General features: G+C 74.8%; 21 protein-coding genes and 1 pseudogene. 11 read left to right on the top strand and 11 right to left on the bottom strand.

Annotated features, from left to right (window positions below; genetic code table 11):
- Positions 1 to 35: 35 nt before the first annotated feature.
- Positions 36 to 980 (top strand): AMP-binding protein, encoded by a 945-nt coding sequence (locus GEV43_RS00335; protein ID WP_160818999.1) that lies wholly within the window; start codon positions 36 to 38, stop codon positions 978 to 980.
- 21 nt (positions 981 to 1,001) lie between these two features.
- Here the strand turns inward: GEV43_RS00335 and GEV43_RS00330 are convergent, their stop codons facing one another.
- The 5 genes from GEV43_RS00330 to GEV43_RS00310 all read right to left on the bottom strand — a co-directional run bounded on the left by GEV43_RS00330 (position 1,002) and on the right by GEV43_RS00310 (position 6,345).
- The gene (locus tag GEV43_RS00330) at positions 1,002 to 1,622 is read right to left on the bottom strand and encodes a response regulator transcription factor (RefSeq protein ID WP_160824193.1); all 621 of its coding nucleotides are present in this window, start codon (positions 1,620 to 1,622) and stop codon (positions 1,002 to 1,004) included.
- Positions 1,623 to 1,702: 80 nt separating this feature from the next.
- Positions 1,703 to 2,962, bottom strand: a complete 1,260-nt coding sequence (locus tag GEV43_RS00325; protein ID WP_160824192.1) for a sensor histidine kinase — start codon at positions 2,960 to 2,962, stop codon at positions 1,703 to 1,705.
- 30 nt (positions 2,963 to 2,992) lie between these two features.
- Positions 2,993 to 3,727 (bottom strand): ABC transporter permease, encoded by a 735-nt coding sequence (locus tag GEV43_RS00320; RefSeq protein WP_160818998.1) that lies wholly within the window; start codon positions 3,725 to 3,727, stop codon positions 2,993 to 2,995.
- Positions 3,728 to 3,828: 101 nt separating this feature from the next.
- A complete protein-coding gene (locus tag GEV43_RS00315) occupies positions 3,829 to 4,755 on the bottom strand; it encodes an ABC transporter ATP-binding protein (protein ID WP_160818997.1) in 927 nt (308 codons plus the stop codon).
- A 156-nt stretch (positions 4,756 to 4,911) separates the two neighbouring features.
- A complete protein-coding gene (locus tag GEV43_RS00310) occupies positions 4,912 to 6,345 on the bottom strand; it encodes an aldehyde dehydrogenase (RefSeq protein WP_160818996.1) in 1,434 nt (477 codons plus the stop codon).
- Between the two features lie 393 nt (positions 6,346 to 6,738).
- Between GEV43_RS00310 and GEV43_RS00305 the strand changes: the two genes are divergently transcribed.
- The 3 genes from GEV43_RS00305 to GEV43_RS00295 are packed head-to-tail and all read left to right on the top strand — an operon-like array spanning position 6,739 to position 9,850.
- Complete coding sequence (locus GEV43_RS00305; protein WP_160818995.1) at positions 6,739 to 7,899, top strand: NAD(P)/FAD-dependent oxidoreductase; 1,161 nt, start codon at positions 6,739 to 6,741, stop codon at positions 7,897 to 7,899.
- 11 nt (positions 7,900 to 7,910) lie between these two features.
- A complete protein-coding gene (locus tag GEV43_RS00300) occupies positions 7,911 to 9,185 on the top strand; it encodes a nitrate/nitrite transporter (protein WP_160818994.1) in 1,275 nt (424 codons plus the stop codon).
- Between the two features lie 59 nt (positions 9,186 to 9,244).
- Complete coding sequence (locus tag GEV43_RS00295) at positions 9,245 to 9,850, top strand: disulfide bond formation protein DsbA (RefSeq protein WP_160818993.1); 606 nt, start codon at positions 9,245 to 9,247, stop codon at positions 9,848 to 9,850.
- Positions 9,851 to 9,898: 48 nt separating this feature from the next.
- On the opposite strand, the pseudogene GEV43_RS00290 reads toward GEV43_RS00295, so the two are convergent.
- Positions 9,899 to 10,345 (bottom strand): annotated as a pseudogene (locus GEV43_RS00290) (deaminase); the annotation flags it as partial.
- A 45-nt stretch (positions 10,346 to 10,390) separates the two neighbouring features.
- Positions 10,391 to 11,077: a dihydrofolate reductase family protein gene (locus GEV43_RS00285; RefSeq protein WP_160818992.1), complete on the bottom strand. Its 687-nt coding sequence runs from the start codon at positions 11,075 to 11,077 to the stop codon at positions 10,391 to 10,393.
- Positions 11,078 to 11,251: 174 nt separating this feature from the next.
- On the opposite strand from GEV43_RS00285, the gene GEV43_RS00280 reads away from it, so the two are divergent.
- Both GEV43_RS00280 and GEV43_RS00275 read left to right on the top strand, forming a co-directional pair.
- A complete protein-coding gene (locus tag GEV43_RS00280; RefSeq protein WP_160818991.1) occupies positions 11,252 to 12,394 on the top strand; it encodes an exonuclease SbcCD subunit D in 1,143 nt (380 codons plus the stop codon).
- Entirely contained in the window at positions 12,391 to 15,426 is a 3,036-nt protein-coding gene (locus GEV43_RS00275; protein ID WP_160818990.1) for an AAA family ATPase, read from the top strand. The genes GEV43_RS00280 and GEV43_RS00275 overlap by 4 nt, the downstream gene beginning before the upstream one ends.
- Before the next feature lie 132 nt (positions 15,427 to 15,558).
- On the opposite strand, the gene GEV43_RS00270 is transcribed toward GEV43_RS00275, so the two are convergent.
- Entirely contained in the window at positions 15,559 to 17,037 is a 1,479-nt protein-coding gene (locus GEV43_RS00270) for an MFS transporter (RefSeq protein WP_160818989.1), read from the bottom strand.
- A gap of 110 nt (positions 17,038 to 17,147) precedes the next feature.
- On the opposite strand from GEV43_RS00270, the gene GEV43_RS00265 reads away from it, so the two are divergent.
- Positions 17,148 to 17,861: a TetR/AcrR family transcriptional regulator C-terminal domain-containing protein gene (locus GEV43_RS00265; protein WP_160818988.1), complete on the top strand. Its 714-nt coding sequence runs from the start codon at positions 17,148 to 17,150 to the stop codon at positions 17,859 to 17,861.
- Here the strand turns inward: GEV43_RS00265 and GEV43_RS00260 are convergent.
- A complete protein-coding gene (locus tag GEV43_RS00260; protein WP_160818987.1) occupies positions 17,774 to 18,652 on the bottom strand; it encodes an SAM-dependent methyltransferase in 879 nt (292 codons plus the stop codon). The genes GEV43_RS00265 and GEV43_RS00260 overlap by 88 nt on opposite strands.
- 119 nt (positions 18,653 to 18,771) lie before the next feature.
- A complete protein-coding gene (locus GEV43_RS00255; protein ID WP_160818986.1) occupies positions 18,772 to 19,143 on the bottom strand; it encodes a PH domain-containing protein in 372 nt (123 codons plus the stop codon).
- A gap of 764 nt (positions 19,144 to 19,907) precedes the next feature.
- Between GEV43_RS00255 and GEV43_RS00250 the strand changes: the two genes are divergently transcribed.
- Complete coding sequence (locus tag GEV43_RS00250; RefSeq protein WP_160818985.1) at positions 19,908 to 20,657, top strand: iron-containing redox enzyme family protein; 750 nt, start codon at positions 19,908 to 19,910, stop codon at positions 20,655 to 20,657.
- Between the two features lie 61 nt (positions 20,658 to 20,718).
- Positions 20,719 to 21,612 carry a DMT family transporter gene (locus GEV43_RS54470; RefSeq protein ID WP_160818984.1) on the top strand — a complete coding sequence of 298 codons (894 nt, stop codon included), beginning with the start codon at positions 20,719 to 20,721 and terminating at the stop codon, positions 21,610 to 21,612.
- 61 nt (positions 21,613 to 21,673) lie between these two features.
- Here the strand turns inward: GEV43_RS54470 and GEV43_RS00240 are convergent, their stop codons facing one another.
- Positions 21,674 to 22,852: an acyl-CoA dehydrogenase family protein gene (locus tag GEV43_RS00240; protein ID WP_160818983.1), complete on the bottom strand. Its 1,179-nt coding sequence runs from the start codon at positions 22,850 to 22,852 to the stop codon at positions 21,674 to 21,676.
- Between the two features lie 255 nt (positions 22,853 to 23,107).
- On the opposite strand from GEV43_RS00240, the gene GEV43_RS00235 reads away from it, so the two are divergent.
- A complete protein-coding gene (locus GEV43_RS00235) occupies positions 23,108 to 24,229 on the top strand; it encodes a CoA transferase (RefSeq protein WP_309239360.1) in 1,122 nt (373 codons plus the stop codon).
- Positions 24,226 to 24,894, top strand: coding sequence for a GntR family transcriptional regulator (locus tag GEV43_RS00230; RefSeq protein ID WP_160818982.1), 669 nt, complete (start codon positions 24,226 to 24,228; stop codon positions 24,892 to 24,894). Before GEV43_RS00235 ends, GEV43_RS00230 begins: the two co-directional genes overlap by 4 nt.
- The last annotated feature ends 10 nt before the right edge of the window (positions 24,895 to 24,904 follow it).

Here is a 24,904-nt window from a genome sequence, read left to right as displayed (position 1 = left end):
TGTGGCGGTCGGCGCGCGCGGCGTACCGTCGCCGCATGCTGGACCGATACCCAGGACCGCCGGCCGTGTCCGAGACGTCGGTGACCGGGGCCGTGCTCGCGGCCGCCAGGGACCACGCCGCGCGCCGCGGCGACCGCCCGGCCCTCGCGTGCCCCGGCGAGGAGGTCGGCTACGCGCGGTTCGCGGCCACGGTCCCCGCGGCGGCGGACGGGATGCGGCGGCTCGGCGTGCGGCCCGGCGACGTCGCGGCGGTCCACCTCGCCGGCGCGTGCGACCTCGCGCTCGCCGTGCACGCCGTCACCGCCGCCGGCGCCGTGCCCGCGCCGCTGCCCCTCGACGGCGGGGTCGGCGACCTCGCGGCGGCGCTGACGGAGACGGGCGCACGGTTCCTGTTCACCGCGCGCGGCACGTCCGCGCGGTCCCTCGCCGCCGCCGAACGCTCGTTCGTCCGGCAGGTCTTCGCGTTCGGGGACGTGCCGGGAACGACGCCGTTCGCGCGCCTCGTGCGGACCGGCGCGCACGCCGCCCCGGCCGAGCCGCTCCCCGGGCCCGCCGCCGACCCGCTGCGCGACCTCGCGCTGCTGCTGAACGGCCCGGCCGGGGAGGTCAGCCACGCCGACCGGCTCGCCGACCTCTACCGCCTCGGCGGCACGGTCGGCCTGTCGGACGGCGACGTGCTGGTCTGCTGCGGGCGCGACTGCACCCCCTCGACGTGGATCGGCCTGATCGACCTGTGCCTCACCCACGGCGCCACGTTCGCCGGCGTCCGCGACCCGGACGTGGCGGCGCTGCTCGCCGCCGTCCGCGACCGCGCCGCGACCGCCGCCGTGGTGACGCCCGCGAAGCTGCGCGCCCTGACGTTCGACCACGATCCCGTGCCCGTCCCCGGCGTGCGGCTGCTGGTGACCGGCGCGGCGCCTCCCGAGGTCGTCCAGGCGTGCCGCGTCCGCCACGGCTGGACCGTCACGCCCCTCGGCTGACCGGGCCGCCCGCCCCGGCGGCTAGCCGCCGGGGCGCAGCAGGCCGCGGTCGAACGCGGCCGCGACGGCGGCGGCGCGGTCGTTCACGCCGAGCTTGCCGTAGATGTGCAGCAGGTGCGTCTTCACGGTCGCCTGGCTGATGAACAGCCGCGCGGCGACCTCGCGGTTCGTCCCGCCGCGGGCGATCAGGCCGAGCACCTCCAGTTCCCGGGGGCTGAGCGGCTCGCCGCCGGACGCGCCGCCCCAGGACGCCGCGGAGGGCGGCGGCGCGGAGGACGCCGCGGCGCGCATCTGGTCGAGGAGCCGGGTCGCGACCGGCGGCGACAGCACGGCCTCGCCGCGCGCCGCGGCCCGCACCGCGCGGAACAGCTCGTCCTGCCGCGCGTCCTTCAGCAGGTAGCCGGTGGCACCCGCCTCGATCGCCGGCAGCACGTCGGTGTCGGTGTCGTAGGTGGTGAGGACGAGCACGCGGGACGGCACGCCCCGTTCGGCCAGCCGGGTGATCGCGGTGACGCCGTCGCCGCCGGGCATCCGCAGGTCCATCAGCACCACGCGGGGCCGCAGCTCCTCGGCGAGCCGCACCGCCTCCTCGCCGTCGGCGGCCTCCCCGACCACCTCGAACCCGGGCTCGCCGGCGAACATGCCGCGCAGCCCGTCCCGGACGACCGGGTGGTCGTCCACGATCAGCAGCGTGATCGTCCCGCCGGCGGGGCCGTCCGCGGTCACGCGGCGTCCCCGGCGGGCACCGCGGGGACGCTCGCGCAGATCGCGGTGCCGGCGCCCGGCTCGGACTCGATGTCGAGGGTCCCGGCGACGCGGGCGACGCGGCGGCGCATCGCGGTCAGCCCGTACCCGCCGGTCTCGGTCGGCCGCACCCGGCCGGGCGCGAAGCCCGCGCCGTCGTCGCGGACGTCGAGGGTGACCAGGTCGCCCATGTACGACAGGGTCAGCGCGACCCGGGACGCCCGCGCGTGCTTGGCGACGTTGGCGAGCGCCTCCTGCGCGGTGCGCAGCAGCGTCCCCTCCACCTCGGGGTGCATGGGCCGTACGGTACCGGTCGTGCTGACCTCCACCGGGACGCGGTGCAGCGCGGTCCAGCGCTCGGCGACGCCGGCGAGCGCCTCGGCGAGCCCGGCCTCCTCCAGCGGCCGGGGCCGCAGCGCCTGCACCGAACGGCGCGCCTCGGCCAGGCTCTCGCGCGCCATCTCCTGAGCGAGGTCGAGGTGCCGCTCCCAGTCGCGGTCGCGGTCGCGGGCGTTGCGGGCGGCCTGGAGCTGGGTGATGACCCCGGCCAGGCCCTGCGCGATCGTGTCGTGGATCTCGCCGGCCATCCGCTGCCGCTCGTCGTGCACCCCGCCCTCGCGGGCCCGCGCGAGGAGCCGGGCGTGCAGGCCCGCGTTCTCCTCCAGCGTGGCCTGGAGCCGCGCGTTGGTCTCCGCCAGCTCGGCGATCATGGCCTTGCGCTGGCGCCGCTCCTCGTCGTTGCGGCGGCCGAAGAACGTGAAACCGCCCGCCAGCAGCGCGTTGACCGTGAGGACCAGCAGGAAGACCGGCACCATCCGCCCGGTGATCATGCCGTACCCGCCGAGCTGGGACGCGGAGGCGAGCCCCGCCGCGGCGATCACGCCGGGGAACCGCCAGCCCCGCGGCAGCCGGAACGCGTGCACGTAGCCGGTGATCATCGCGAACCCGAACAGCGGGTTCAGCGCGATCAGCCCGCCCAGCAGCGCGAGCAGCCCGGCGAAGTAGGCGACGCCGGGCGCCGTCCGGTGCGCCAGGCCCGGCCGCCGCGTCACCAGGCACCAGACCCACAGCGCCGTCGCGGCGGAGAGCCCGGCGACGGCGGCGGTGCGGGGCGCCGAGCGGTGGTCGACCAGCAGCGCGAGGACGGTGGCGAACGCGAGGGACACGTACGGCACGTAGCCGAGGGCGGCCTCCTCGCGGCGCTCCCACCTCTCCAGCGCCCGTTCCCGGTCGCGCATCGCCCCCACTTCCGCTCCTCCCGCTCCCGCCTACTCCCAGCGGAACGTGCGCGCGGCGACCGCGCCCGCGACCACCGCGTACAGCCCCAGCACCGCCAGCTGCGACGCCTCCGGCGCGTGGCCCGTCCACGCGTCACCGATGGTCTTGACACCGGCGCCCAACGGAGTGTAGTCGCCGATCCGCGCCACGGCCTCCGGGAGCTGCGAGCGCGGCACGTAGTAGCCCGCGAAGAACATGCTCGGGAAGAACAGCACCATCCCGATCGCGTTGCCCGCCCGGCCGCTCGGCGCGAGCGCGGCGATGAGCAGCCCGACCGCGAACAGCGCGAGCAGGCTCAGCGCCACCGCCGCCAGGAACCAGCCGAACGCGCGCGGCAGCGCCGTGCCGAGGGCGAGCCGTCCGACGACGACCATCGTCGCGGCCGACACCGCAGCCGCGCCGAGGTTGACGGCGAGCTGCGCGGCGAGGAGCGCCGAGGGCCGCACGGGGGTGGCGCGCATCCGCCGCAGCACGCCCTTCTCGCGGTAGTCGGACAGGACGCTCGGCAGCATGACGACGGCGAGGATGACGAACGCGACGCCCATCCCGAGCACGGCGATGTACTCGGCGAGGCTCTGCCCGCCGAGGTCGGCGTTCGGCCTGCCCGCGTGCGGCAGCAGCCCGAACCCGAACAGCATGGCGAGCGGCAGCGCGAGCGCGAACGCGGGCGTCAGCATCTCCCGCATCCGCATCCGGAACTCGACGATCGTGATCTTGATCAGCATGGGACCCCTTCCTGGGCGGCTCTTCCCGGACGGCTCGGACGCCGGGCGCGCCGCCGGGCGGCGGGCGGCGGGCAGCGAGCGGCGGGCAGCGGACGGCGGGCTCAGACGCCCGCGGTCTCGTCGCCGACGGAGGCGCTGCCGGTGAGGGCCGCGTACGCGTCGTCCAGGGTGTGCCGGTCCATGCGCAGGTCGGCGACCAGGATGCGGTGCCGCGCGAGGGCGGAGGCGACGGCGGTGGCGAAGTCGCCGGCGCCCGAGACCACGACGTGCCGTCCGGACCGTTCGACCCGGGTGACGCCGGGCACCTCGGCGAGCAGGGCGAGGTCCGGCTCGCCGACGGGCCGAAAGCGCATCCGGTGCGTCCCGCCGGCCCGGTCGACCAGCTCGCCCGGCGTGCCCGAGGCGACGATCCGGCCGCCGTCGAACAGCGCGACCCGGTCGCAGAGCTCCTCGACCTCGTCCATGAAATGGCTGATCAGCACGACCGTCACGCCCGACGCGCGGACCTCCTCGACCAGCCCCCAGGCGGCCCGGCGCGCCGACGGGTCCAGGCCCGTGCTCAGCTCGTCCAGGAACGCCACCTCGGGCGACCCGACGAGGGCGAGCGCGATCAGCAGCCGCTGCTTCTGCCCGCCGGACAGCCGTCCGAAGCGGTCGTCGCGCCGTTCCTCCAGGCCCCAGCGCGCGAGCAGCCCGCGCGGGTCGGCGGGCCGTCGGTAGAACGAGGCGTAGAGCTCCAGCGCCTCGCCCACCTTGATCGCGCCCGGCAGGGCGCTCTCCTGGAGCTGCACGCCGATCCGCTGGCGCAGCTCGGGGCCGTCGCGCCACGGGTCGAGCCCGAGCACCCGCACGGCGCCCTCGTCGGGGCGGCGCAGCCCCTCCACGCATTCGACCGCGGTGGTCTTTCCCGCGCCGTTCGGACCGAGGATCCCGAAGATCTCGCCCTGCCCGACGCTGAACGAGACGCCGTCCAGCGCGAGCCGCGCCCCGTACCGCTTGGTGAGGCCCGTCGCCTCGATGACCGCCATCGCCGTCCCTCCCCGGCCCGCTCCCGGGCCCGGGTCAAGGCTCTCCGGGCGGGCTCCCGCGCCGCATCGACCGGCCGGCCACGCCGCGGCTGATCCGCCGCATCGACCGATCGGCTGATGCGGTCGACGCGGCGGGCCGGGGGGACGGAGGCGCGGTCAGGCGGGGCGGGGGATGGACTTGTGCTCGACGTACGCGGCCAGGCCCTCGGGGCCGAGCTCGCGGCCGAGGCCGCTGTCCTTGTAGCCGCCGAACGGGGTGTTGGGGTCGAGGCTGTAGAGGTTCACGCCGCAGCTCCCGGTGCGGATCCGGCGCGCGACGTCGCGGCCGTGCTCGACGTCGGACGTCCAGACCGAGCCGCCGAGGCCGTAGTCGCTGTCGTTGGCGATGCTGACCGCGTCGTCCTCGTCCTCGTACGGGATGAGCGCGAGCACCGGGCCGAAGATCTCCTCGCGGGCGATCCGCATCTGGTTGGTGACGTTGCCGAACACGGTCGGGGCGACGTACCAGCCGCGGTCGTGCGGGCGGTCCAGCCCGCCGGTGATGATCTTGGCGCCCTCGTCCTGGCCGATCCGGATGTAGTCCTCCACCCGGTCCTGCTGGCGCTTGGCGACGAGCGGCCCGATCTCGGTGCCGTAGTCGGCCGGGTCGCCGACCGCCATCGCGCCGACCATCGCGCCGAGCGCGTCGGCGACCTCGTCGTAGCGGCTGCGCGGGGCGAGGATGCGGGTCTGCGCGGCGCACGCCTCGCCGTTGTTCATCAGCGAGGCCATCTTGAAGCCCTCGACGGTCGAGGCGAGGTCGGCGTCCTCCAGGATGATCGCGGCGGACTTGCCGCCGAGCTCCAGGGTGACGCGCTTGAGCTGCTCGCCGCAGACCGCGCCGATCTTGCGCCCGGCGGCGGTGGAGCCGGTGAACGACACCTTGTCCACGTCCGGGTGCGCGACCAGGTACGCGCCGGCCTCGCGGCCCCCGGGGACGATGTTGACCACGCCGTCCGGGATGCCCGCCTCCTTGATCCACTCGGCCAGCAGATAGGTGTCCAGGGGGGTCTCGGGCGACGGCTTGGCCACCACGGTGCAGCCCGCGATCAGGGCGGGGGCGAGCTTCAGCATGAGCGTGAACTGCGGGACGTTCCACGGGACGATCGCGGCGACGACGCCCACCGGCTCCTGGGTCACGGTGACCGGGCCGAGCATCCCCTGCCGCTCCTCCTCCCAGGTGTGGGACGCGGCGAGGTCCACGTAGTACTGGAGCACCATCTGGGGGATCGCGGCCTGCCCGAACACCGAGAACAGGATCGGCGAGCCCATCTCGGCGGTGACGAGGTCGGCCATCTCCTGCTGGCGCTCGGCGTAGATCGCGGAGAGGCGGCCGACGGTCTCGGCGCGCTCGGCCGGGGTCATCCGCGGCCAGGGGCCGTGGTCGAACGCCCGGCGGGCGGCGGCGACGGCGGCGTCCATGTCGGCGGGGGTGCCGTCGGGGACGCGGCCGATGACCTCTTCGGTGTGCGGGGAGATGACGTCGATCGTGCCGGTGCCGGCCGGTGCGGCCCATTCGCCGCCGATGAACAGCCGATCGTGCTCGCGCATGCTGCTGTGCCTCCTGCCCCTCGCCCGAGGGCCCCGGAAAAGTGCGGGTGGGATGTGGGTGGGGATCGTTGACCGAATGCTTGCTTGGTCCTGCTGGGACCCAGCATCGCACGGTGCCCCGGGGGATTGGCAAGGGTCCGGGCGCGGTGATGAGACGCGGGTCTCACCCGCGGGGGGCCGTCCGGCGAAGGGCCGACGGCGTTCGGGCGGCGTTCAGGTGGCGGTCCGGTTCCGCCAGGTATGGCCGTACGCGCATATCGGACGCGACAAACGGCATTTGTGGTGCATATCTCAGGCAGGCGAGCATGGCCGCACCAGTACGTGAGGCACGGCCCCCGTGCGGTCCACCGTGGCCCGACGCGGTCCGCGCCTCTGAAAGGCAGGGCGGTGACCATGGCGACCACAGGGCATGCCGAGATCGTCGGAGCGGGCCTCGGCGGCCTGACCGCGGCGGTGGCGCTCGCGCAGCGCGGCTGGAGCGTCCGGGTGCACGAGCGCGACGACGAGATCCGCGCGATCGGGGCGGGCATCTGGATCTGGAGCAACGGCCTGAAGGTCTTCCAGTCCCTCGGCATCCACGACGAGGCGGTGGAGGGCGCCCACATCGGCACCGTCACCGAGACCCGCGACGCCCGCAACCGCACCGTCGAGGCCATCCCGATCAACGGCGGCGACGGCCCGCGCCTGTGCACCATCGTCCGCGAACGGCTCATCGGCGCCCTCGTCGGCGCCGCCGAGAAGGCCGGGGCCGAGATCGTCACCGGCTCCACCGCCGTCTCCGCGCGGCCCGACGGGACCGTGACGTTCCAGGACGGCTCGTCCGCGCGCGGCGACCTCGTCGTCGCCGCCGACGGCGTCAACTCCCGGCTGCGCGACGGCCTCGGCCTCGTCAAGCGCCGCGTCCGGATGAAGCAGGGCGCGACCCGCGTGCTCATCCCGCGCCAGGCGGGCTTCGTCGCCCCGGAGGACGAGCCCAAGTACATCGAGTACTTCTCCGGCTCGCGCCGCGTCCTCTACACCCCGAGCAGCGCGGGCGAGCTCTACATCGCGCTCGTCTGCGACCTCGCCGACGACCGGGGCCGCGCGATCCCGATCGACAAGGCCACCTGGCGGGAGTCGTTCCCGCACCTGCGCGAGCTGATCGACGCGCTGGACGGAGAGGCCCGCTGGGACGCGTTCGAGTTCATGGAGCTGACGAGCTGGTCGGCCGGGCGCGTCGCGGTGCTCGGCGACGCCGCGCACGCCCAGCCCCCGTACCTCGGGCAGGGCGGCGGCTGCGCCATGATGAACGCCCTCGGGCTGGCCCACGCCGTCACCCGGCGCGGCGGCTCGCCCGCCGACCGGCTGCGCGCCTGGGAGGCCGTCGAACGGCCCGTCATCCAGCACACCCAGCGGTTCTCCCGGCGGCTCGGCACGCTCAACGCGCTGCCCGAGGCGCCGCGCACCGCCGTGATGTCCCTCATGGGCCGTTCCCGCGGCCTCGCCCGCAGCCGCCTGCGCGCGGCCATGACCTCCCCCACCGGCTACGCGGCGACCGCCGCCTCGGGCTCCTGAAGGAGACCCCCATGACCAGTCGACCCCGCGACCCGTCCCCGGCAGGCCCGGACGGCGGCGACCTCGCCGACGACCCCCGCAAGTGGGTCATGCTCGCCATCGTCTCCGCCGGGTTCCTGGTGATGACGATGAACTGGTTCAACATCGCGCCGGGCTTCGGGCAGATCAGCGACGCGTTCGGCCTGGAGATCCCCGAGGTCGCGACGCTGATCTCCGTGTTCGTCGTCGGGTACGGGGTGTTCCACATCCCCGGCGGGTTCCTCGCCACCCGGTGGGGGATGCGGAGCGTCCTCGCGATCGGCCTCGCCGTCGAGGGCGGCGCGGCGGTGCTGTCGGCGATCGCGCCCAACTACGCGACGCTGATGGCCACCCGCGTGGTGTGCGGCGTCGGCGCCTCGGTGTTCGCCGCGATCGGCGTGGCGGCGGTCAGCGTCTGGTTCCAGCGCCGCCACCACGCGCTCGCGCTCGGCGTCACCTCCGCGTGCTTCGCGCTCGGCTCCGCCCTCGGCCTGTACGTGTGGGACCCCGTCACCGACGGCCTCGGCTGGCGCGGGGCGCTCGCACTCGGCGGCGCGATCTGCGTCGGCGTCGCGGTCGTCAGCGCGCTGTTCTTCCGCGTCCCGGCGGGGAGCGAGCGCCTGCACGGCATCCGGCTGTCGCGCGAGGCCGTCCGCGAGACGCTCGGCAACCGCGACATGTGGCTGTACGGGCTCGCGTTCCTCGGCGCGTACGGCGCGTTCCTCGGCGGCTCGCAGCTCCTCGGCGACTACGGCCACGACCAGCGGCACTTCGGCTCGACCGAGGTCGGCCTCGCCGCGCTGCTGATCGGCGTGGCCGGGGTGCCGGGCAGCGTGCTCGGCGGGTGGATCAGCGACCGGTTCGCCAGCGTGCGGACGGTCTTCACCGTCGCGGCCGTCGTCGAGGGGCTGTTCTTCTTCCTCGTGCCGATGGTGGGGACGGGCTGGTTCTGGCTGCCCGCGTTCGGCATCGGCTTCATGTTCAACTTCGGCTTCGCCGTCTGGCAGACCGTGCCGGGCACGGCGCGCGGCGTCTCCGAGGAGAACATCGGCACCGCCGTCGGGCTCATGCTGACCGTGTCGGCCGTGGGCGGGTTCCTGCTGCCGTTCCTGTTCGGCCGCATCGCCCCGTCGGGCGGGTACGGGATGGCCTGGGGGTTCTTCGGCGTCGTCGCCATCGTGTGCGCGTTCGCCGCGCTGCTCGTACGGCGCCCGGCCCCCGCGGCGGCGGAGGCCGACGAGGTCGGCCTGGCCCCCGCCGAAGCCTGACGCCCACCCGCCGGGCGCGCGCCCGGCGGCGCGCGTACCTCCTGGCTAGGGTGGGCGGAATGACCCGGATCTGCGAGTTCTGGTTTGACTCGTCCTGCCCGTACACGTGGATCACCTCCCGCTGGCTGCTGGAGGCCGCGGCGGTCCGGCCGATCGAGGTGCGGTGGCGCGTGCTCAGCCTCGCCGCGCTGAACGAGGGCCGCGACGACGATCCGGAAGGGGACCCGGAGGGCTACCTCTGGCTCCCCGCCCGGATCTGCGTCGCGGTCGCCGACCGTTACGGGCACGAGGCGCTCGGCCGCTACTACACGGCCCTCGGGGCGCGCGTCCACCGGCCCGGCGAGCCGGAGTGGAACCCCGAGACCTGGCCCGACGCGCTGGCCGATGCCGGGCTGCCGCGCGAGTTGGCGGACGCCGCGTCCGACACCGGCCTGGACGGCGCGGTCCGCGCCGCCACCGCCGAGGGGATCGGCAAGGTCGGGCCGCACATCGGCACCCCTGTGATCGCCGTCGAGGGCGGCCCGGCGTTCTTCGGCCCCGTGCTCTCGCGCGTCCCGACAGGCGAGGACGCCGGACGGCTTTGGGACGGCACCCTGCTCGTCGCAGGCGCCCCCGGCTTCCACGAACTGAAGGCCGCCCCACCCGCAAAGCCCGCCTACACGTGACCGGCCCGGCTACGCGTGACCGGCCTCGTCTGCGTGTTGCCGGGCCGTCTATGCGTGGCCGAGGAGGTGGGCGTTGGCCTCGCGGGCGCGTGCGGCCAGGGCCGGCAGCTCGACGACCTCGACGCCCGCGGCGATGAGCCGTTCGGCGCCCGTTCCCTCGACGAAGAGCGTCGGCTCCCGCCACGCGAACACGACGCGGGACGCGCCCGAGGCGAGGATCAGCTCCGCGCACGGCGTGCGGTGCGACTTGCGGAGGCCGCACGGTTCGAGCGAGCTGTAGACGGTCGCCCCGGCCAGGCCGGCGCGCGCCTTGGCGAGGGCCGCCTCCTCGGCGTGGCCGGACGGGTCGTCCTCGCGGGAGTGGCCTCGGGCGATCTCGCGGCCGTCCGCGCCCACGACCACCGCGCCCACGGAGAACGCGGTGAGCGACGGCGGGCAGAGCAGCGCGAGGTCGCACGCGAGCGACAGCCAGCGGTCGTCGTCCGCCCGCGCCGGGCCCCGCGCCGCGCCGCGCCGCCCCCGCCGTCCGGACGGGGCGCGTCATCCACGGGCGGCGCCGATCAGGTAGCGGAGCAGCGCCAGGTCGCCGATCCGCGTGACCTCGTCCAGGCGCATGGCCCGCCCCGGCGCCTGCGGGAACACGCCGGGATGCACGAAGCGGGGCGCGGACGGGTCGCCGACGAAGAACGGCGCGACGACGAGCTGGAGCTCGTCCACCAGGCCGGACGTCAGGAACCAGGTGTGGATCCCGCCGCCGCCCTCGACCATCAGCCGCCGCACGCCCCGCGCGGCGAGGTCGCCGAGAACGGTCTCCAGCGCGACCGCGTCGCCCGTGTCGACCACCTCGGCGAGCCCCTCCAGCCGTCCGGCCAGCGCGGGCGCGGTGCCGGACGGGGCGTAGACGAGCTTCGGCGACTCGCCCGTGGTGAAGAACCGCGCCGCGGGGTCGATGTCGCCGCTCCACGTGACCGTCACCTTGGTCAGGTCCGGCGGCTGCCCGCGCGCGACGCGCTTGTCGCGCCGCGCCTGCGAGCGCAGCAGCAGCTTCGGGTCGTCGCCGCGGACCGTTCCGGCTCCGACGAGGATCGCGTCGCACGCGGCCCGCACCCCGTCCACCCGGTCGAAGTCGGCGGGGCTCGACAGCCTCAGCCGTTCGGGGGTCGCGTCGTCGATGTAGCCGTCCACCGACATCGCGCAGCTCAGCAGGACGTACGGGCGCTCGCTCACGCCGCAACCCTAAGGGAGCCGGGCCGGTGGAGCGGTTCGTGGCGGACGCGTCACCCACCGTCCGCGCCCCCCGGCGGGGCCCGGACCGTGCCCGCGCGGGGCCGGAGATCCTTTGGGGTGACTCGGCGTTTCTGCGCCGGATGTGTCGGAGGGGGTGCCTATGGTGTCTGCGACATGCGAATCCTCCACACCTCCGACTGGCATCTCGGCAGATCCTTCCACCGCGAGGACCTCCTGCGGGCGCAGGCCGAGTTCGTCGACCACCTGGTCGAGACCGTCCGGAAGGAACGGGTCGGCTGCGTGCTCGTCTCCGGCGACGTCTACGACCGCGCGCTGCCCGCCGTCGACGCCGTCAAGCTGTGCGACGAGGCGCTGGCGCGGCTCGCCGAGCACGCCCGGGTGGTGCTGATCGCGGGCAACCACGACTCGGTGCACCGGCTGGGGTTCGGGTCGGCGCTGATGGACGAGGCGGGCGTGCACGTCCGGACGTCGTTCGCCGCGGTCGGCGAGCCCGTCGTCGTGGACGGCGCCGCGATCTACGGCATCCCCTACCTGGAGCCCGAGCTCGTCCGCGAGGGCTGGAGGCTGGACGAGCGCAGCCACGCCGCGGTGCTGACGGAGGCCATGCGCCGCGTCCGCGCCGACCTCGGCGCGCGGCGCGGCTCCGGGCTCCGCTCCGTCGTGCTCGCGCACGCCTTCGTCACCGGGGGAGAGGCGAGCGACAGCGAGCGCGACATCTCGGTGGGCGGCGCGTCGTACGTCCCGGCCGGCGTGTTCGAGGGCGTCGACTACGTCGCGCTCGGCCACCTGCACGGCCGCCAGCGGATGACCGACCGGGTGCGCTACTCCGGCTCGCCGCTCGCCTACTCGTTCTCGGAGGAACGGCACGTCAAGGGGTCGTGGCTCATCGACCTGCGCGACGACGGCGCGCTCGGCGCCGAGTTCGTCGAGGCGCCCGTGCCGCGCCGCGTCGCCCGCATCGAGGGCGACATCGAACGGCTCCTCACCGATTCCGCGTTCGACGCCTACGAGGACCACTGGCTCCAGATCACGCTGACCGACGCGCGCCGCCCGGCCGGCGCGATGGAACGGCTCCGCGCCCGGTTCCCGCACGCGCTCGTGCTCGGCTTCGACCCCCGCGGCGGCGAGCGCGACGGCGGCGGCCGGAGCTGGTCCGAGCGCGTGCGCGGCCGGTCGGAGCTCGACGTCGCCGGCGACTTCGTCGCCGAGGTCACCGACGGGCCCGCGTCCGAGGCCGAGCGCGGGCTGCTCCACGAGGCGTTCGAGGCGTGCCGGCGCAAGGAGGCGATGGCGTGAGGCTGCATCGGCTGGAGATCACCGCGTTCGGGCCGTTCTCCGGCACCGAGGTGATCGACTTCGACACGCTGTCCGACGCCGGGCTCTTCCTCATCCAGGGCCGTACGGGCGCGGGCAAGACCAGCGTGCTCGACGCCGTCTGCTTCGCCCTCTACGGCCAGGTCCCCGGCGCGCGCAACGCGGTGAAGGGCCTGCGCAGCGACCACGCCCCGGCGGGCCTCGCGCCGCGCGTGGTGCTGGAGACCACCATCCGGGGGCGGCGGCTGCGCGTGACCCGTTCGCCCGCGTGGGAACGGCCCAAGCTGCGCGGCAGCGGAACGACGGGCGAGCACGCCAAGGTGCTGCTGGAGGAGTACGCGGACGGCGAGTGGACCGGGCTGTCGGCGCGGCTCGACGAGGCCGGCGACCTGATCTCGCGGCTGCTCGGCATGAACGCCACGCAGTTCTGCCAGGTCGCGCTGCTGCCGCAGGGCGAGTTCGCGGGCTTCCTGCGGGCGGGCGCCGAGGAGCGCCGCAAGGTCCTCGAACGGCTCTTCGCCACCGAGGTGTTCACCCAGGTGGAGAAGTGGCTGGCCGAACGGCGCGCCGCCACCCGCCGCGAGGCCGCCGAGCTGAGCGCCGCCGCGTCCTCGATCGCCGACCGCATCGCCGAGACCACGGGCGCCGACGCGCCCCGCGAAGCGGTCCCGCTCGTTCCCGAGCCGCGCCAGGGGGGCGCCCAGGGCCGTCCGGCGGAGACGCCGCTGGAGGCCGTTGACGAGCTGCCCGCCTGGGCCGCGGAACTCGCGGGCGAGCACGACGCGATCCTGGCCGTCACCGAAGGGCTCCGCGCCGACGCCGAGGCGGCGGTCGAGACCGCGCGGGCCGACGCCGAACGCGGCCGCGACCTCGCCGAACGGCAGCGCAGGCACGCCGACGCCGTGGCCCGCCGCGAGGCCCTGCTCGAACGCGCCGAGGAGCGCTCCCGGCTCACCTCGCGGCTCGACACCGCCGCGCGCGCCGACCGCGTCGTGGCGCTGATCCGCCAGTCCGGCGAACGCGAGGACTGGGCCCGGCAGACCCGCCGCCGCGCCGACCACGCCCGTTCCGAGGTCGGCTCGCTCGTCCCGCCCGGCGCCGCCGAGGACGTCCTCGCCAAGGCCGAGCAGGACCGCCGCAGGGAGATCGCGGTGCTGGAGGCGCAGCGCGGCAAGGTCGAACGGGTCCGCCGCATCGACGCCGAACGGGCCGGTCTCGCGCGCGAGGCCGAACGGGCCGCCGCCGAGGAGGCGCAGCTCGCCGACGCGCTGAGCGAGCTGCCCGCGCTGGTCGAGGCCGACCGGCGGGCGCTGGAGGACGCCCGGCTCGCCGCGGCGGGGCGCGCCGGAGCGGCGGCGGCCGTGGCCGACGCCGAGCGCCGCGCCGACGCCGCGCAGCGCCGCGACCACGTCGAACGGCTCCTCGCCGGGGCCGAGGAGGCGCAGCGCGACGCCGTCGACGCCGCGCAGGCCGCGCGCGACAGCGCCCAGGAGCTGCGCCAGGCCCGGCTGGACGGGATGGCCGCCGTCCTCGCCGAGGAACTCGTCGCGGGCGAGCCGTGCCGCGTGTGCGGGTCGCGCGAGCACCCGGAGCCCGTGACGTCCCTCGCCGTCATCCCGACCGAGGAGCAGCTCGAACGGGCGCAGGCGGAGTACGAGCGCGCGCAGGCCGTGCGGGAGGCCGCCACCGGCGAGGTCGAGTCGCGCCGCACCGAGCGCGACGGCCTGCTGGAGACCGCCGGAGACACCGCCGTCGAGGCCCTGGTGGACGAGCTGGAGCAGGCGCGCGACGCGCTGGCGGCGGCCGAGGCGCGGGCCGCCGAGGCCGAACGGCTCGAAGCCGCCCTCACCCGTACCGAACGGGAGCTGGAGCAGAAGCGCGACCGCCGCGACGAGGTCGCGCAGTCCCTCACCGAGGTGCGGACCAGGGACGCGGAGCTGGACGGCGAGCGTACGCGGCTGCGCGCCGAGCTGGACGAGGCGCGCGGCGGCGATCCGACGCTGGAGGCGCGGGTCGAGCGGCTGGACCGGGAGGCCGCGGCGCTCGCCGAGGCGGTCGAGGCGCTCCGGCTCGCCGAACGCGCCGCCGCCGAGCACGCCGAGGCCCGCGACCGCGCCGCGAAGGCCGGCGAGGCGGAGGGCTTCCGCTCCGCCGACGACGTCCTGGCCGCCGCCATGGCCGACGAGGACCAGGCGCGGCTGCGCGACCGGGCCCGCCGCTTCGACGACGAGGAGGCCGCGATCCGCGACCTGCTCGGCGACGCCGCCCTCGCGGCCGCGTCCCGGGAGCCCGCGCCCGACCTCGCCGCGCTGGAGGCCGCGCTCGCCGCGGCCGAGGCGACCCACCGGGGCGTCGCCGGGGCCGCCGACCGCGCCCGCCAGAGGCGGCGGCGCCTGGCCGAGCTGCGCGAGCGGCTGGCCGCCGCCGTGCGCGACTGGCGTCCGGCCGCCGAACGCCACGAGGTGGCCGAACGGCTCGCCGGGCTGACGTCCGGCAAGTCCCCCGCCAACCGGCGCAACATGTCGCTGTCGGCGTACGTGCTGGCGGCGCGGCTCGAACAGGTCGTCGCCGCCGCCAACGAACGGCTCGACCGCATGTCGGCCAAGCGCTACTCGCTCGTCCACACCATCGACAAGGCGGCCGGCGACCGGACGAAGGGCAGCGGCGGCCTCGGCCTGCGCGTCGCCGACGCCTGGACCGGCCTGGAGCGCGACCCGGTGACGCTGTCGGGCGGCGAGTCGTTCATCACCTCGCTGGCGCTCGCGCTCGGCCTCGCCGACGTCGTCACCGCCGAGGCGGGCGGCGCCGAGATCAACACCCTGTTCGTGGACGAGGGCTTCGGGACGCTCGACGAGGAGACCCTCGACGAGGTCATGGACGTCCTCGACGCCCTGCGGGACGGCGGCCGGGCCGTGGGCATCGTCAGCCACGTCGCCGAGCTGCGCGCCCGCATCCCCGCCCAGCTCCGCATCACCAAGCAGCGCGCGGGCTCGACCGCCGCCGTCTCGGTCTGACACGCCCGTTCCGCGCGGGCCCGCGCTCGCGCGCGTACGGCGCCGCCCCGGAAACGGCGGATCGCTCGCTTCCGGGGCGGGACGTCCGGACCGCCCCGACGATCGGGTGGATCGTCCGACGGTCCGGTTCGGTCAGGGGACGGGCGCGGGTTCCTCCTCCTTCTCGTTGGCGCGCCGCCGTTCGGCGCGGGACAGGGCGAGCGGCAGGGTGACGCACGCGGCGGCGACGAGGATGCCGAACGCGACGGCGAGCGCGGTGGTGTAGCCGTGCACGGCCGCGGCGGTGGGCGTGCCGTGCTCGGACGCCAGGTACGACGCGGCGGCGCTCGCGGCCACGGTGTTGAGCAGCGCGGTGCCGAGCGCGGCCCCGAGCTGCTGCGCCGCGTTGTACGCGGCCGACGCCGCCCCGATCTCGTGCCACTGCATGCCCGCGGTGGCGAGGCTCGCGGTCGGCGGCATGACGCAGCCGAGGCCGAGCCCGGTGAGCACCAGCGCGGGCGTCAGGTACAGCGGCAGAACGTGCTCGCTGCCCGCCGTCAGCCGGGTCAGCAGGAGCATGCCGAGGGCCGCGGCGATGAGGCCCGGCAGGATGAGCGCCATCGGCGCGACGCGCCCGTGCAGCTTCCCGGCGATGAGCGTGGAGCCGACGAGCGCGGCGGCGGCGTTGATGATGAGCGTCAGGCCCGCCTCGACGGGGGAGTACCCGAGGACCGTCTGCGTGTAGTAGCTCATGAACAGGTAGAAGCCGAACATCGCGACGAACATCAGAGTGATCGACACGAACGCCCCGGCCCGTCCCCGGTGCAGCAGGATGCGCATCGGCAGCAGCGGGCGGGACGCGCGCAGCTCGACGGCGACGAACGCGGCCAGCAGGACGATCCCGCCCGCGAGGAGCCCCAGCACCTTCGGCGAGTCCCAGCCGTGCGGCTCGGCCTGGTTGAACGCGTAGACCACCGCCGCGAACCCGCCCGCGCTGAGCAGGGCGCCAGGGACGTCGAGCGCGCCGCCGCTCTCGCGGATGGGCTCGTCGCGGGGGACGAGCGCCGTCCCGGCCACGGCGAGCAGGGCGATGGGGACGTTGATGTAGAGGCACCAGCGCCAGCTCGCGTACTCCGTCAGCAGCCCGCCCGCGACCAGGCCGACCGCCGAGCCCGCGGCGCCGACGGCGGCGAACACCCCGAACGCGCGCCCGCGTTCGCGGGTCTCGGTGAACGTGGTCGTGAGCAGCGACAGCCCGGCGGGCGCGAGCGCGGCGGCGAACACCCCCTGGAGGGCGCGCGCGCCGAACAGCATCTCCGCGTTCACCGCGGCGCCGCCGATCGCGGACGCGGCGGCGAAGCCGGTGAGGCCGATGACGAACGTGCGCCGGTGGCCGAGCGCGCCGCTGACCCGGCCGCCGATCAGCAGCAGCCCGCCGAACGCCAGCGCGTACGCGGTGATCGCCCACTGCCGGCTGCCGTCCGACATGTCCAGGGCGCGCTGCGCCGAGGGCAGCGCGATGTTCACGATCGTCCCGTCCAGGACCACCAGGAGCTGGGCCGCGCTGACCGCGATCAGCGTCCACCACCGGCGCCGACCGGAGGCCGCGGCCCCTTGGCTGGCTTCCATCATCCACCACCTGCCTAACAACGTTTGGGTTTCCCTAACAGTGTTCGAGACAGCGAACACGGTACTACACTGGGCCGACCGGGCCGGTCGCCCGGACGGCTGGACGGGGTGCGATGGAGAACGTGAAAGATGGCCGCGACCAGCGGAAAGACGGAATACGAAGTGTCTGGCTGCGCCCGCGGCGCACCGCCAAGGGGGAGCCGCCGCTGACGCTCGCGCGCATCGTCGAGGCCGCCGTCGCCCTGCTCGACGAGGAGGGCATCGAACGGCTCACCATGCGGCGGCTCGCCGAGCGGCTGGCCGTCGTCGCCCCGTCGCTGTACTGGCACGTCGACACCAAGGACGACGTGATCGACCTCGCCGTGGACGCGGTCTTCGGGGAGCCGCCGCCCCGGGCCGGGCGCGCGGGCCGCTGGCGCGACGACGTCACCGCGGTGCTCACCGCCTGGCGGGCCGCGCTGCTGCGCCACCCGTGGGCCGCCGGGGTGCCCGCCCGGCGGCGCCCGACCATCGGCCCGAACTTCCTCGCCTGGATGGAGTTCCTCCAGGCGACGCTCGTCCGCGCCGGGTTCTCCGGCAAGAGCCTGTCGGCGGCGACGTGGGCGCTCTACAACCACGTCATGGGGTCCGCGTCGGGCGAGGTCGCCCTGGACATCACCGACGAGGAGCGCCGCACGGGCCAGGAGCAGCTGCGCGCCGACCGCGACCGCTACCCGACCCTCGCCGCGAACGGCTACCTCTACGACGACGACTGGGACGGCAGCTTCACCACCGGCCTGGAGTACCTGCTCGACGGCTTGGAGGCGCGCCTCGAACGACCCGCCTGACCCGTTCGGTCAGCCCTTCCGGCCGACCCCGCGAGGAGCCAGCCGGTGGCGGGCTCGTGGGGCCGGTCGGGACGCCAGTCGGGGGCGTTGACCACGCCGGGCTCCACGAGGTCGAGGCCGTCGAAGAAGCCCGCGATCCGTTCGGGCGAGCGGAACGACACGACCACGCCGTTCTCCTTGATGAGCGCGTCGCTGACGGCGCGCTCCTCCGGGGTGAGCGCCGCGTCGGTGAAGTCGCAGACCACCAGGAAGCCGCCCGGCGCCAGCGCGTCGCGGAAAGCCCGCACGACCGCCTCCGGGTCGTCCTCGTCGAGGATCAGGTCGAGCACCGCCGTCATCAGCACGCCGACCGGACGCGAGAAGTCGATCAGCCCGGTGACCTCGTCGTCGCCGAGGACGCTCTCGGGGCGGCGGGCGTCGGCGCGGATCGCGGTGACGCCGGGGAGCGCGTGCACGAGGGACTGGAAGTGCACGACCGCGACCGGGTCGTGGTCGACGTACACCACGCGCGCCGAGGGGTCGGCCTGGTGCGCCACCTCGTGCACGTTGCCCTTGCCGGGCAGTCCGCAGCCGATGTCGAGGAACTGGCGGACGCCCTCGTCGAGCAGGTACCGCACGGCCCGGCGCATGAACTTGCGGTTCTCCCGGGGCAGCAGCCGGGCGGCGGGGAACGTCCCGAACGCCTGGAGCGCCGCCTCCCGGTCGGCGGAGTAGTTGTCCTTGCCGCCCAGCGAGAAGTCGTAGATCCGGGAGGCGGCGGGGCCGCCGAAACCGAGGTCGTGCTCGTTCATGATCGTCCCCTCGACATGGGAGCAGGGGGTGGGTCGAGGAAGGCTCATCCTAGTAGACCGACGATCACGGAGTGCGGTTCCCGGATCATCTCCCCGTGATCACCGTCACCGCGCCGCGGTCAGTGCGAGATGTACTGGAGGATCACGTTGTGCACGTGGTGGGCCTTCTGCTCGCCCCGGAACTCCACGACGTAGGTCTGCGTGCCGACGTGCACGGCGATCGATCCGGACGAGAAGTACGACCCGGCCCACGACTTGTTGCTCAGCACGCTGACCGAGGAGATCTTCGAGTACGGGATGCTGGTCAGCGCGACCTTCTTCCCGACGAAGCTGTTGTCCTGGACGATCACGCGCCGGTCGGTGAGCCCGATGAACCCGGTCCCGGTGCCGACCGCGTCGTACACGGCGATGATCTGCTCGCCCGGCAGCAGCCCGCTCTCGATCTGCTTGAGCTGCCCGGACCTGTCGTGCGGAACGGAGTTCCTGCCCATGCGGCGCGCCTCCCGACGGCTTGAAACCTTCCCAAAGTCCGACGCACCACCCCAACGGAACGTTCCGCCCGCCCCCCGCCCAGAAACACCCAAACACCTGCCCACGACGCTACGGACCGCCGCGTCCCAGCCTGATCCTGCGCACGTCCACGTCCCGCGCGGCCGACTGGGGGATCGACGTTTGTGCGCCTTCACGGGCCGTGGGGCTGACTGGGGGGCGGTGTCTGCCCGTCCGGAGTGCGCGCGGCTGACTTGGGGAGCGGCGCTTGTGTGCGTTCACGGGCCGCGCGGGTGACTGGGGGAGCGGCGCCCGCGGTCTGCGCGACTGACTCACGGAGCGACGCCGGCGCGGGCCCAGCGTCCGCGCGGCTGACTCAGGGAGCGGCGCCTGTGCGTGTCCGGGGTCCGCGCGGCTGACTCGGGGAGCGGTGCTTGCGTGCGTCCGCGGCCCGCCCGGCTGATTGGAAAGGACGGTGCCTGTGCGCGCCACGGGCCGTGGGGCTGACTGGGGGAGGGGTGGGGGTTGACCGGTTGGCTGACCGGGGTGGTCGGGGACGGGGCTGTTCAGGGTGGGGGCGGGGGTGGGGGGAAGGGGCGGAGGTGGTTTCGGTGGGCCGGATTGTCAAGATCGCTGCGCGCCGAAAGGGGCCCGGTTTGGAATTCCCGGGCCGGAGGCGCGCCTAGGGGTTCTGTGGCGTCCCGAACTACTGCAAGCTGCTTGCAGTAGCGACCGAAGGGCACGTGTCCGGCTCCCAAGGAGGATCATGTCCGTCCAGCAGACCCTGGCCCCGTCCTACCTCGACACCGTCCGGGACCTCGCCGCCACCGTCCACGAGCACCCGGCGCTCGACAACGAGTTCTACCGGCTCTGGATGTCGGGCACGCTGCCGTACCCGCAGGTCGAGACGTTCGCGCGCGAGTTCTACGCGCGGACGGTCAACACCTCGGTGATGGTGGCGCTGTCCGTTCTGCACACCGAGGACCTCGCGGCGCGCGTCGAGTGCGTCAAGAACCTCTACTCCGAGTACGGCAACGGCGACCCCGAGAAGGCGCACCTGCTCCTGCTGGAGCGGTTCCTCACCGACCTGCTCACCCGGCTCCGGGGCGCCCCGTTCACGGTGGACGAGCTGCGCGCGAGCGAGCCGCTGTCCACGACCAAGGCGTTCGGGCAGGGGCAGCGCGCGCTGTTCACCGACCCGGACCAGCGCGTCGTGCAGGGCGCGCTGCTCGGCCAGGAGCACCTGGCGTACTCGATGCTCGTCCGCCTGTACGAGGGGGTGCGCAACTACAAGCACCTCTACGGCGAGGACGAGTTCCACGAGGAGTGCGAGTACTTCTACGTGCACATCGGCGAGGCCGAGAAGGAGCACAAGGCCGAGGCGATCGTCTCCGCCGCCGCGGTCTGCCGTTCCGACGACGACCTGGCGCACGTCCGGCAGGGCTTCGACGGGTTCCTGACCCTGACGGCCGGCTACTGGAAGGGCGTCCACGAGGCGATGCTCTCCGCGTCGTGACGCGTCCCGCGGCGCCGGGCCCCGTACCGGGTCCGGCGCCCGGACCGGCGGCGGCCCGTCCGTGACCGTCGCCGACCGGCGCGAGGCGTTCGCGCCCGCCCTGGTCGCGTTCCAGATCACCAGCCTCCAGGTGGGCGCCGCCGCCGCGACGCACCTGTTCGACCGGATCGGCACGTGGGGGACGGTGTCGCTGCGCGTCATCCTCGCGGCGGCCGTCCTCGCCGCGCTCCCCGGGCGGCGGCTCGGCACGGTCGGGCGGCGGCACCTGCCGGGCATCTGCGCCTACGCGGCCGTCATCTCCGGCATGAACTTCGCGTTCTTCGCCGCCATCGACCGGCTGCCGCTCAGCGTCGCCACGACCATCGAACTGCTCGGCCCGCTCGTGGTCGCGCTGGCGTCCGCGCGTGGACCGCTCGACGCGGGTTGGGCGCTGCTGGCGATGGCCGGGCTCGGGCTGCTGACCGTGCCCGGCGAACTCCCGGCCGCCGGGCTCGCGTTCGCCGCGGCGGCGGCCGTGCTGCGCGGCGCGTACGTGCTGCTGACGCGCCGCCTCGGCCGCGACTTCCCCGACCGCACCGGCCTGGTCGCCGCGATGATCCTGAGCGCCGCGCTCTGGGCGCCCGTCGCGGCGGGCCAGGTCGGCGGACGGCTGCTGGACGGACGGGTGCTGCTGCTCGCCCTCGCCGTCGGACTGTTCTCCTCGGCGCTCCCGTACAGCCTCGACCTGCTGTGCCTGCGGTACGTCACCGCGCACACGTTCGGGATCCTGCTCAGCCTCAGCCCCGTCATCAGCCTCGCGGTCGGCTACGCGGCGCTCGGCCAGGAGCCCGGCCCCGCCAGGCTCGCGGGCATCGCCCTGGTCGTCGCCGCGTCCGCCGGCGCGGTCCACGCCAACCTGACCCGCCGCGCGACCGACCCCCCGCGCCGACCGGAGCGGCCGGAGCAGCCGCGCTAGCTGCCTTGGTCGGGCTGGACGGGTTGGTCGGGCCGGGGTTGTGTGCGGGTGGTGGTTCGGGTCAGGCGAACGCGGGGTGGCCGGTGAGGGTGCGGCCCAGGACCAGGGTGTGGATCTCCGAGGTGCCCTCGTAGGTCAGCACCGACTCCAGGTTGACCGCGTGCCTGATCACCGGGTACTCCAGCGTCACGCCGTTCGCGCCGAGGATCGTCCGGCACGTCCGGGCGACCTCCAGGGCCTCGCGGACGTTGTTGAGCTTGCCCGCGCTGATCTGCTCGGGCGTCACCTCGCCCGCCTCCTTCAGGCGGCCGAGGTGCACGGCGAGCAGCATCCCCTTGCCGACCTCCAGCGCCATGTCGGCCAGCTTCTCCTGGGTGAGCTGGAACGAGGCGAGCGGGCGGCCGAACACCTCCCGGTCGCCCGCGTACGCGATGGCGGTCTCCAGGCAGTCCAGCGCGGCGCCGAGCGCCCCGAACACGATCCCGAAGCGCGCCTCGTTCAGGCAGCCGAGCGGGCCGCGCAGCCCGCGCACCTCCGGCAGCATCGCGTCGGCGGGCAGCCGTACGTCCTCCAGGACCAGTTCGCTCGTCACGCTCGCCCGCAGGGAGAGCTTGCGCCCGATGTCGTTCGCGGAGAACCCGGGCGTCCCGGCGGGGACGAGGAACCCGCGCACGCCGTCGTCCGTGCGGGCCCAGACCACGGCGACGTCGGCGACCGACCCGTTGGTGATCCACATCTTGGTGCCGTTCAGGACCCAGTCGGCCCCGTCGCGGCGGGCCGAGGTGCGCATTCCGGCCGGGTCGGAGCCGTGGTCGGGCTCGGTCAGGCCGAAGCAGCCGATGTGCTCGCCGGTCGCCATGCCGGGCAGCCAGCGCTGCTTCTGCTCCTCGCTCCCGTACTTCCAGATCGCGAACATCGCGAGCGACCCCTGCACCGACACCAGACTCCGCAACCCCGAGTCGGCGCCCTCCAGCTCCAGGCAGGCCAGCCCGTACGCGACGGCGCCGAGCCCGGCGCAGCCGTACCCCTCCAGGTGCATCCCGAGCAGGCCGAGCGACCCGAACGAACGGGCGAGGTCGCGCGCGGGGATGCGTCCCTCCTCGAACCAGCCGGGCAGGTTGGGACGGAGCTCCTCGTCGCAGAGCCGGCGCACGGTGCCGCGGATCTCGCGCTCCTCGTCGGTGAGCAGTCCGTCCACGGCGAACAGCGTGGACGGGTGCACGGGGGTCGGGTTCGTCATGGTGGGCCACCTCATTGGAGGACGTATTTTGGATCCAGTATTGATTATCCGAGATCTCGCGTCTAGTGTCCGATCCCGGGACCGGCACCCGAGGGAGCGGAGATCAGCGTGGACCTGCCGAACGCGGCGGACGGCCCTCGGGCCGCGGGGGGACGGGACGCGGCGAGCGGATCGGGTGCCTCGGGTGCGCCGGGCGGAACGGGCGCCTGGAGCGCCCCGGGTGCCTCGGGCGGTGCCGGTGGGGCGCTGGCCGGGGTGTTGGTCGCCGACTTCAGTCGCGTTCTCGCCGGGCCGTACGCCACGATGCTGCTGGCCGACCTCGGCGCCGACGTCGTCAAGGTCGAACGGCCCGGGGCCGGGGACGACACCCGCGCCTGGGGCCCGCCGTACGCGGACGGCGAGAGCACCTACTTCCTCGGCCTCAACCGCAACAAGCGCTCCATCGCGCTCGACCTCGGCGACCCCGCAGACCTGGAGGTGGCCCGCGCCCTCGTCGCGCGCGCCGACGTCCTCATGGAGAACTTCCGGCCCGGCACCATGGAGCGCCTCGGCCTCGGCCCCGACAGCGCCCGCGAGCTGAACCCCGGCCTGGTGTACTGCTCGATCACCGGGTTCGGCGCGGGCAAGGGCGCGGACCTGCCCGGGTACGACCTGATCGCGCAGGCCGTCGGCGGGCTGATGAGCGTCACCGGCGAGCCGGGGAGCCCGACCAAGGCCGGGGTCGCCCTGGTCGACGTGGTCACGGGCCTGCACGCCGCGCTCGGCGTCCAGGCCGCGCTGCGGCACCGCGACCGCACCGGCGAGGGCCAGCGGGTCGAGGTGTCGCTGCTGTCCTCGCTGCTCTCGGCGCTGACGAACCAGGCGTCCGCGCACGTCGCGGCGGGCGCGGTCCCCGAGGCGATGGGCAACCGGCACCCGAGCGTCGTCCCGTACGAGGTGTTCGAGACCGCCGACCGGCCGATCGTCATCGCGGTCGGCAACGACCGGCAGTTCCGCGCCCTGTGCGCCGTCCTCGAACGGCACGACCTCGCCGACGACCCCCGTTACGCCAGCAACGCGGGACGGGTCGCGGACCGCGAGACCCTCGTCCCCGCACTCCGCGAGGCCCTCGCGTCGCGCGGCGCGGACGCCTGGTTCGAGCTGCTCACCGCGGCCGGAGTCCCGTGCGGCCCGATCAACGACCTCGCCGCCGCGTTCGAGCTCGGCGAGTCCCTCGGCCTGGACCCCGCCGTGCCGCTGCGCGACCCGCGCCGGGACGCGCCGGTCGGCCAGGTCGCGAACCCCGTGCGGCTGAGCGCGACCCCCGCCGCCTACCGGCTCGCGCCCCCTCGGCTCGGCGAGGACGACGCGTGGGTCCGTGAGATATTGGCCCAATGACCTCGCCCGGGAGACGCAGGCCGCCCACGGCGCAGCAGTTCGTCCTCGGCGAGCTGCGGCGCGCGATCACCACGGGCAGGCTGCGTCCGGGCGCGCCGATCCGGCAGGACGCCCTCGCCGAGGAGCTCGGCGTCAGCCGCGTCCCGCTGCGCGAGGCGCTGAAGACCCTCCAGGGCGAGGGCCTGGTCACCTACCAGGCGCACCACGGCTACTCCGTCGAGGAGCTGTCGCTGGACGACCTGCGCGAGGTCTACCGCATCCGGCAGCTCCTGGAGGAGGAGGCCGCGCGCCAGGCCCTCGTCCGCCTCACCGGCGACGACCTGGCCGCTCTCGGCAAGGCGCAGCGGGAGGTCGAACGGGCCGACGCCGCCGGGGACGTGCTGGAGATGGCCGAGGCCAACCGGCGCTTCCACACGATCCTGTTCGAGTGCGCCGGGATGCCGCGGCTGACGCGGCTGATCGGCACGCTCTGGGACTCCACCGACGCGTACCGGTCCATCTACTACGGCGAGGCGCTCAACCGCGCCCGCGTCATCGCCGAGCACCGCGCCCTGCTCGAACTGCTGCGCCGCCGCGACGCCGACGCGACCGTACGGCTCCTGGACGAGCACCGCGCGCACGCGGTGACCGCCCTCGAACAGCTCATGGACGCCCCCGAACGCTGATCCCGGCCGG

This window comes from Actinomadura sp. J1-007, assembly GCF_009793335.1.
GTDB lineage: Bacteria > Actinomycetota > Actinomycetes > Streptosporangiales > Streptosporangiaceae > Spirillospora > Spirillospora yumaensis.
Note: the sequence above shows the minus strand (reverse complement) of the source record. Positions and strands in the feature narration are given on the sequence as shown.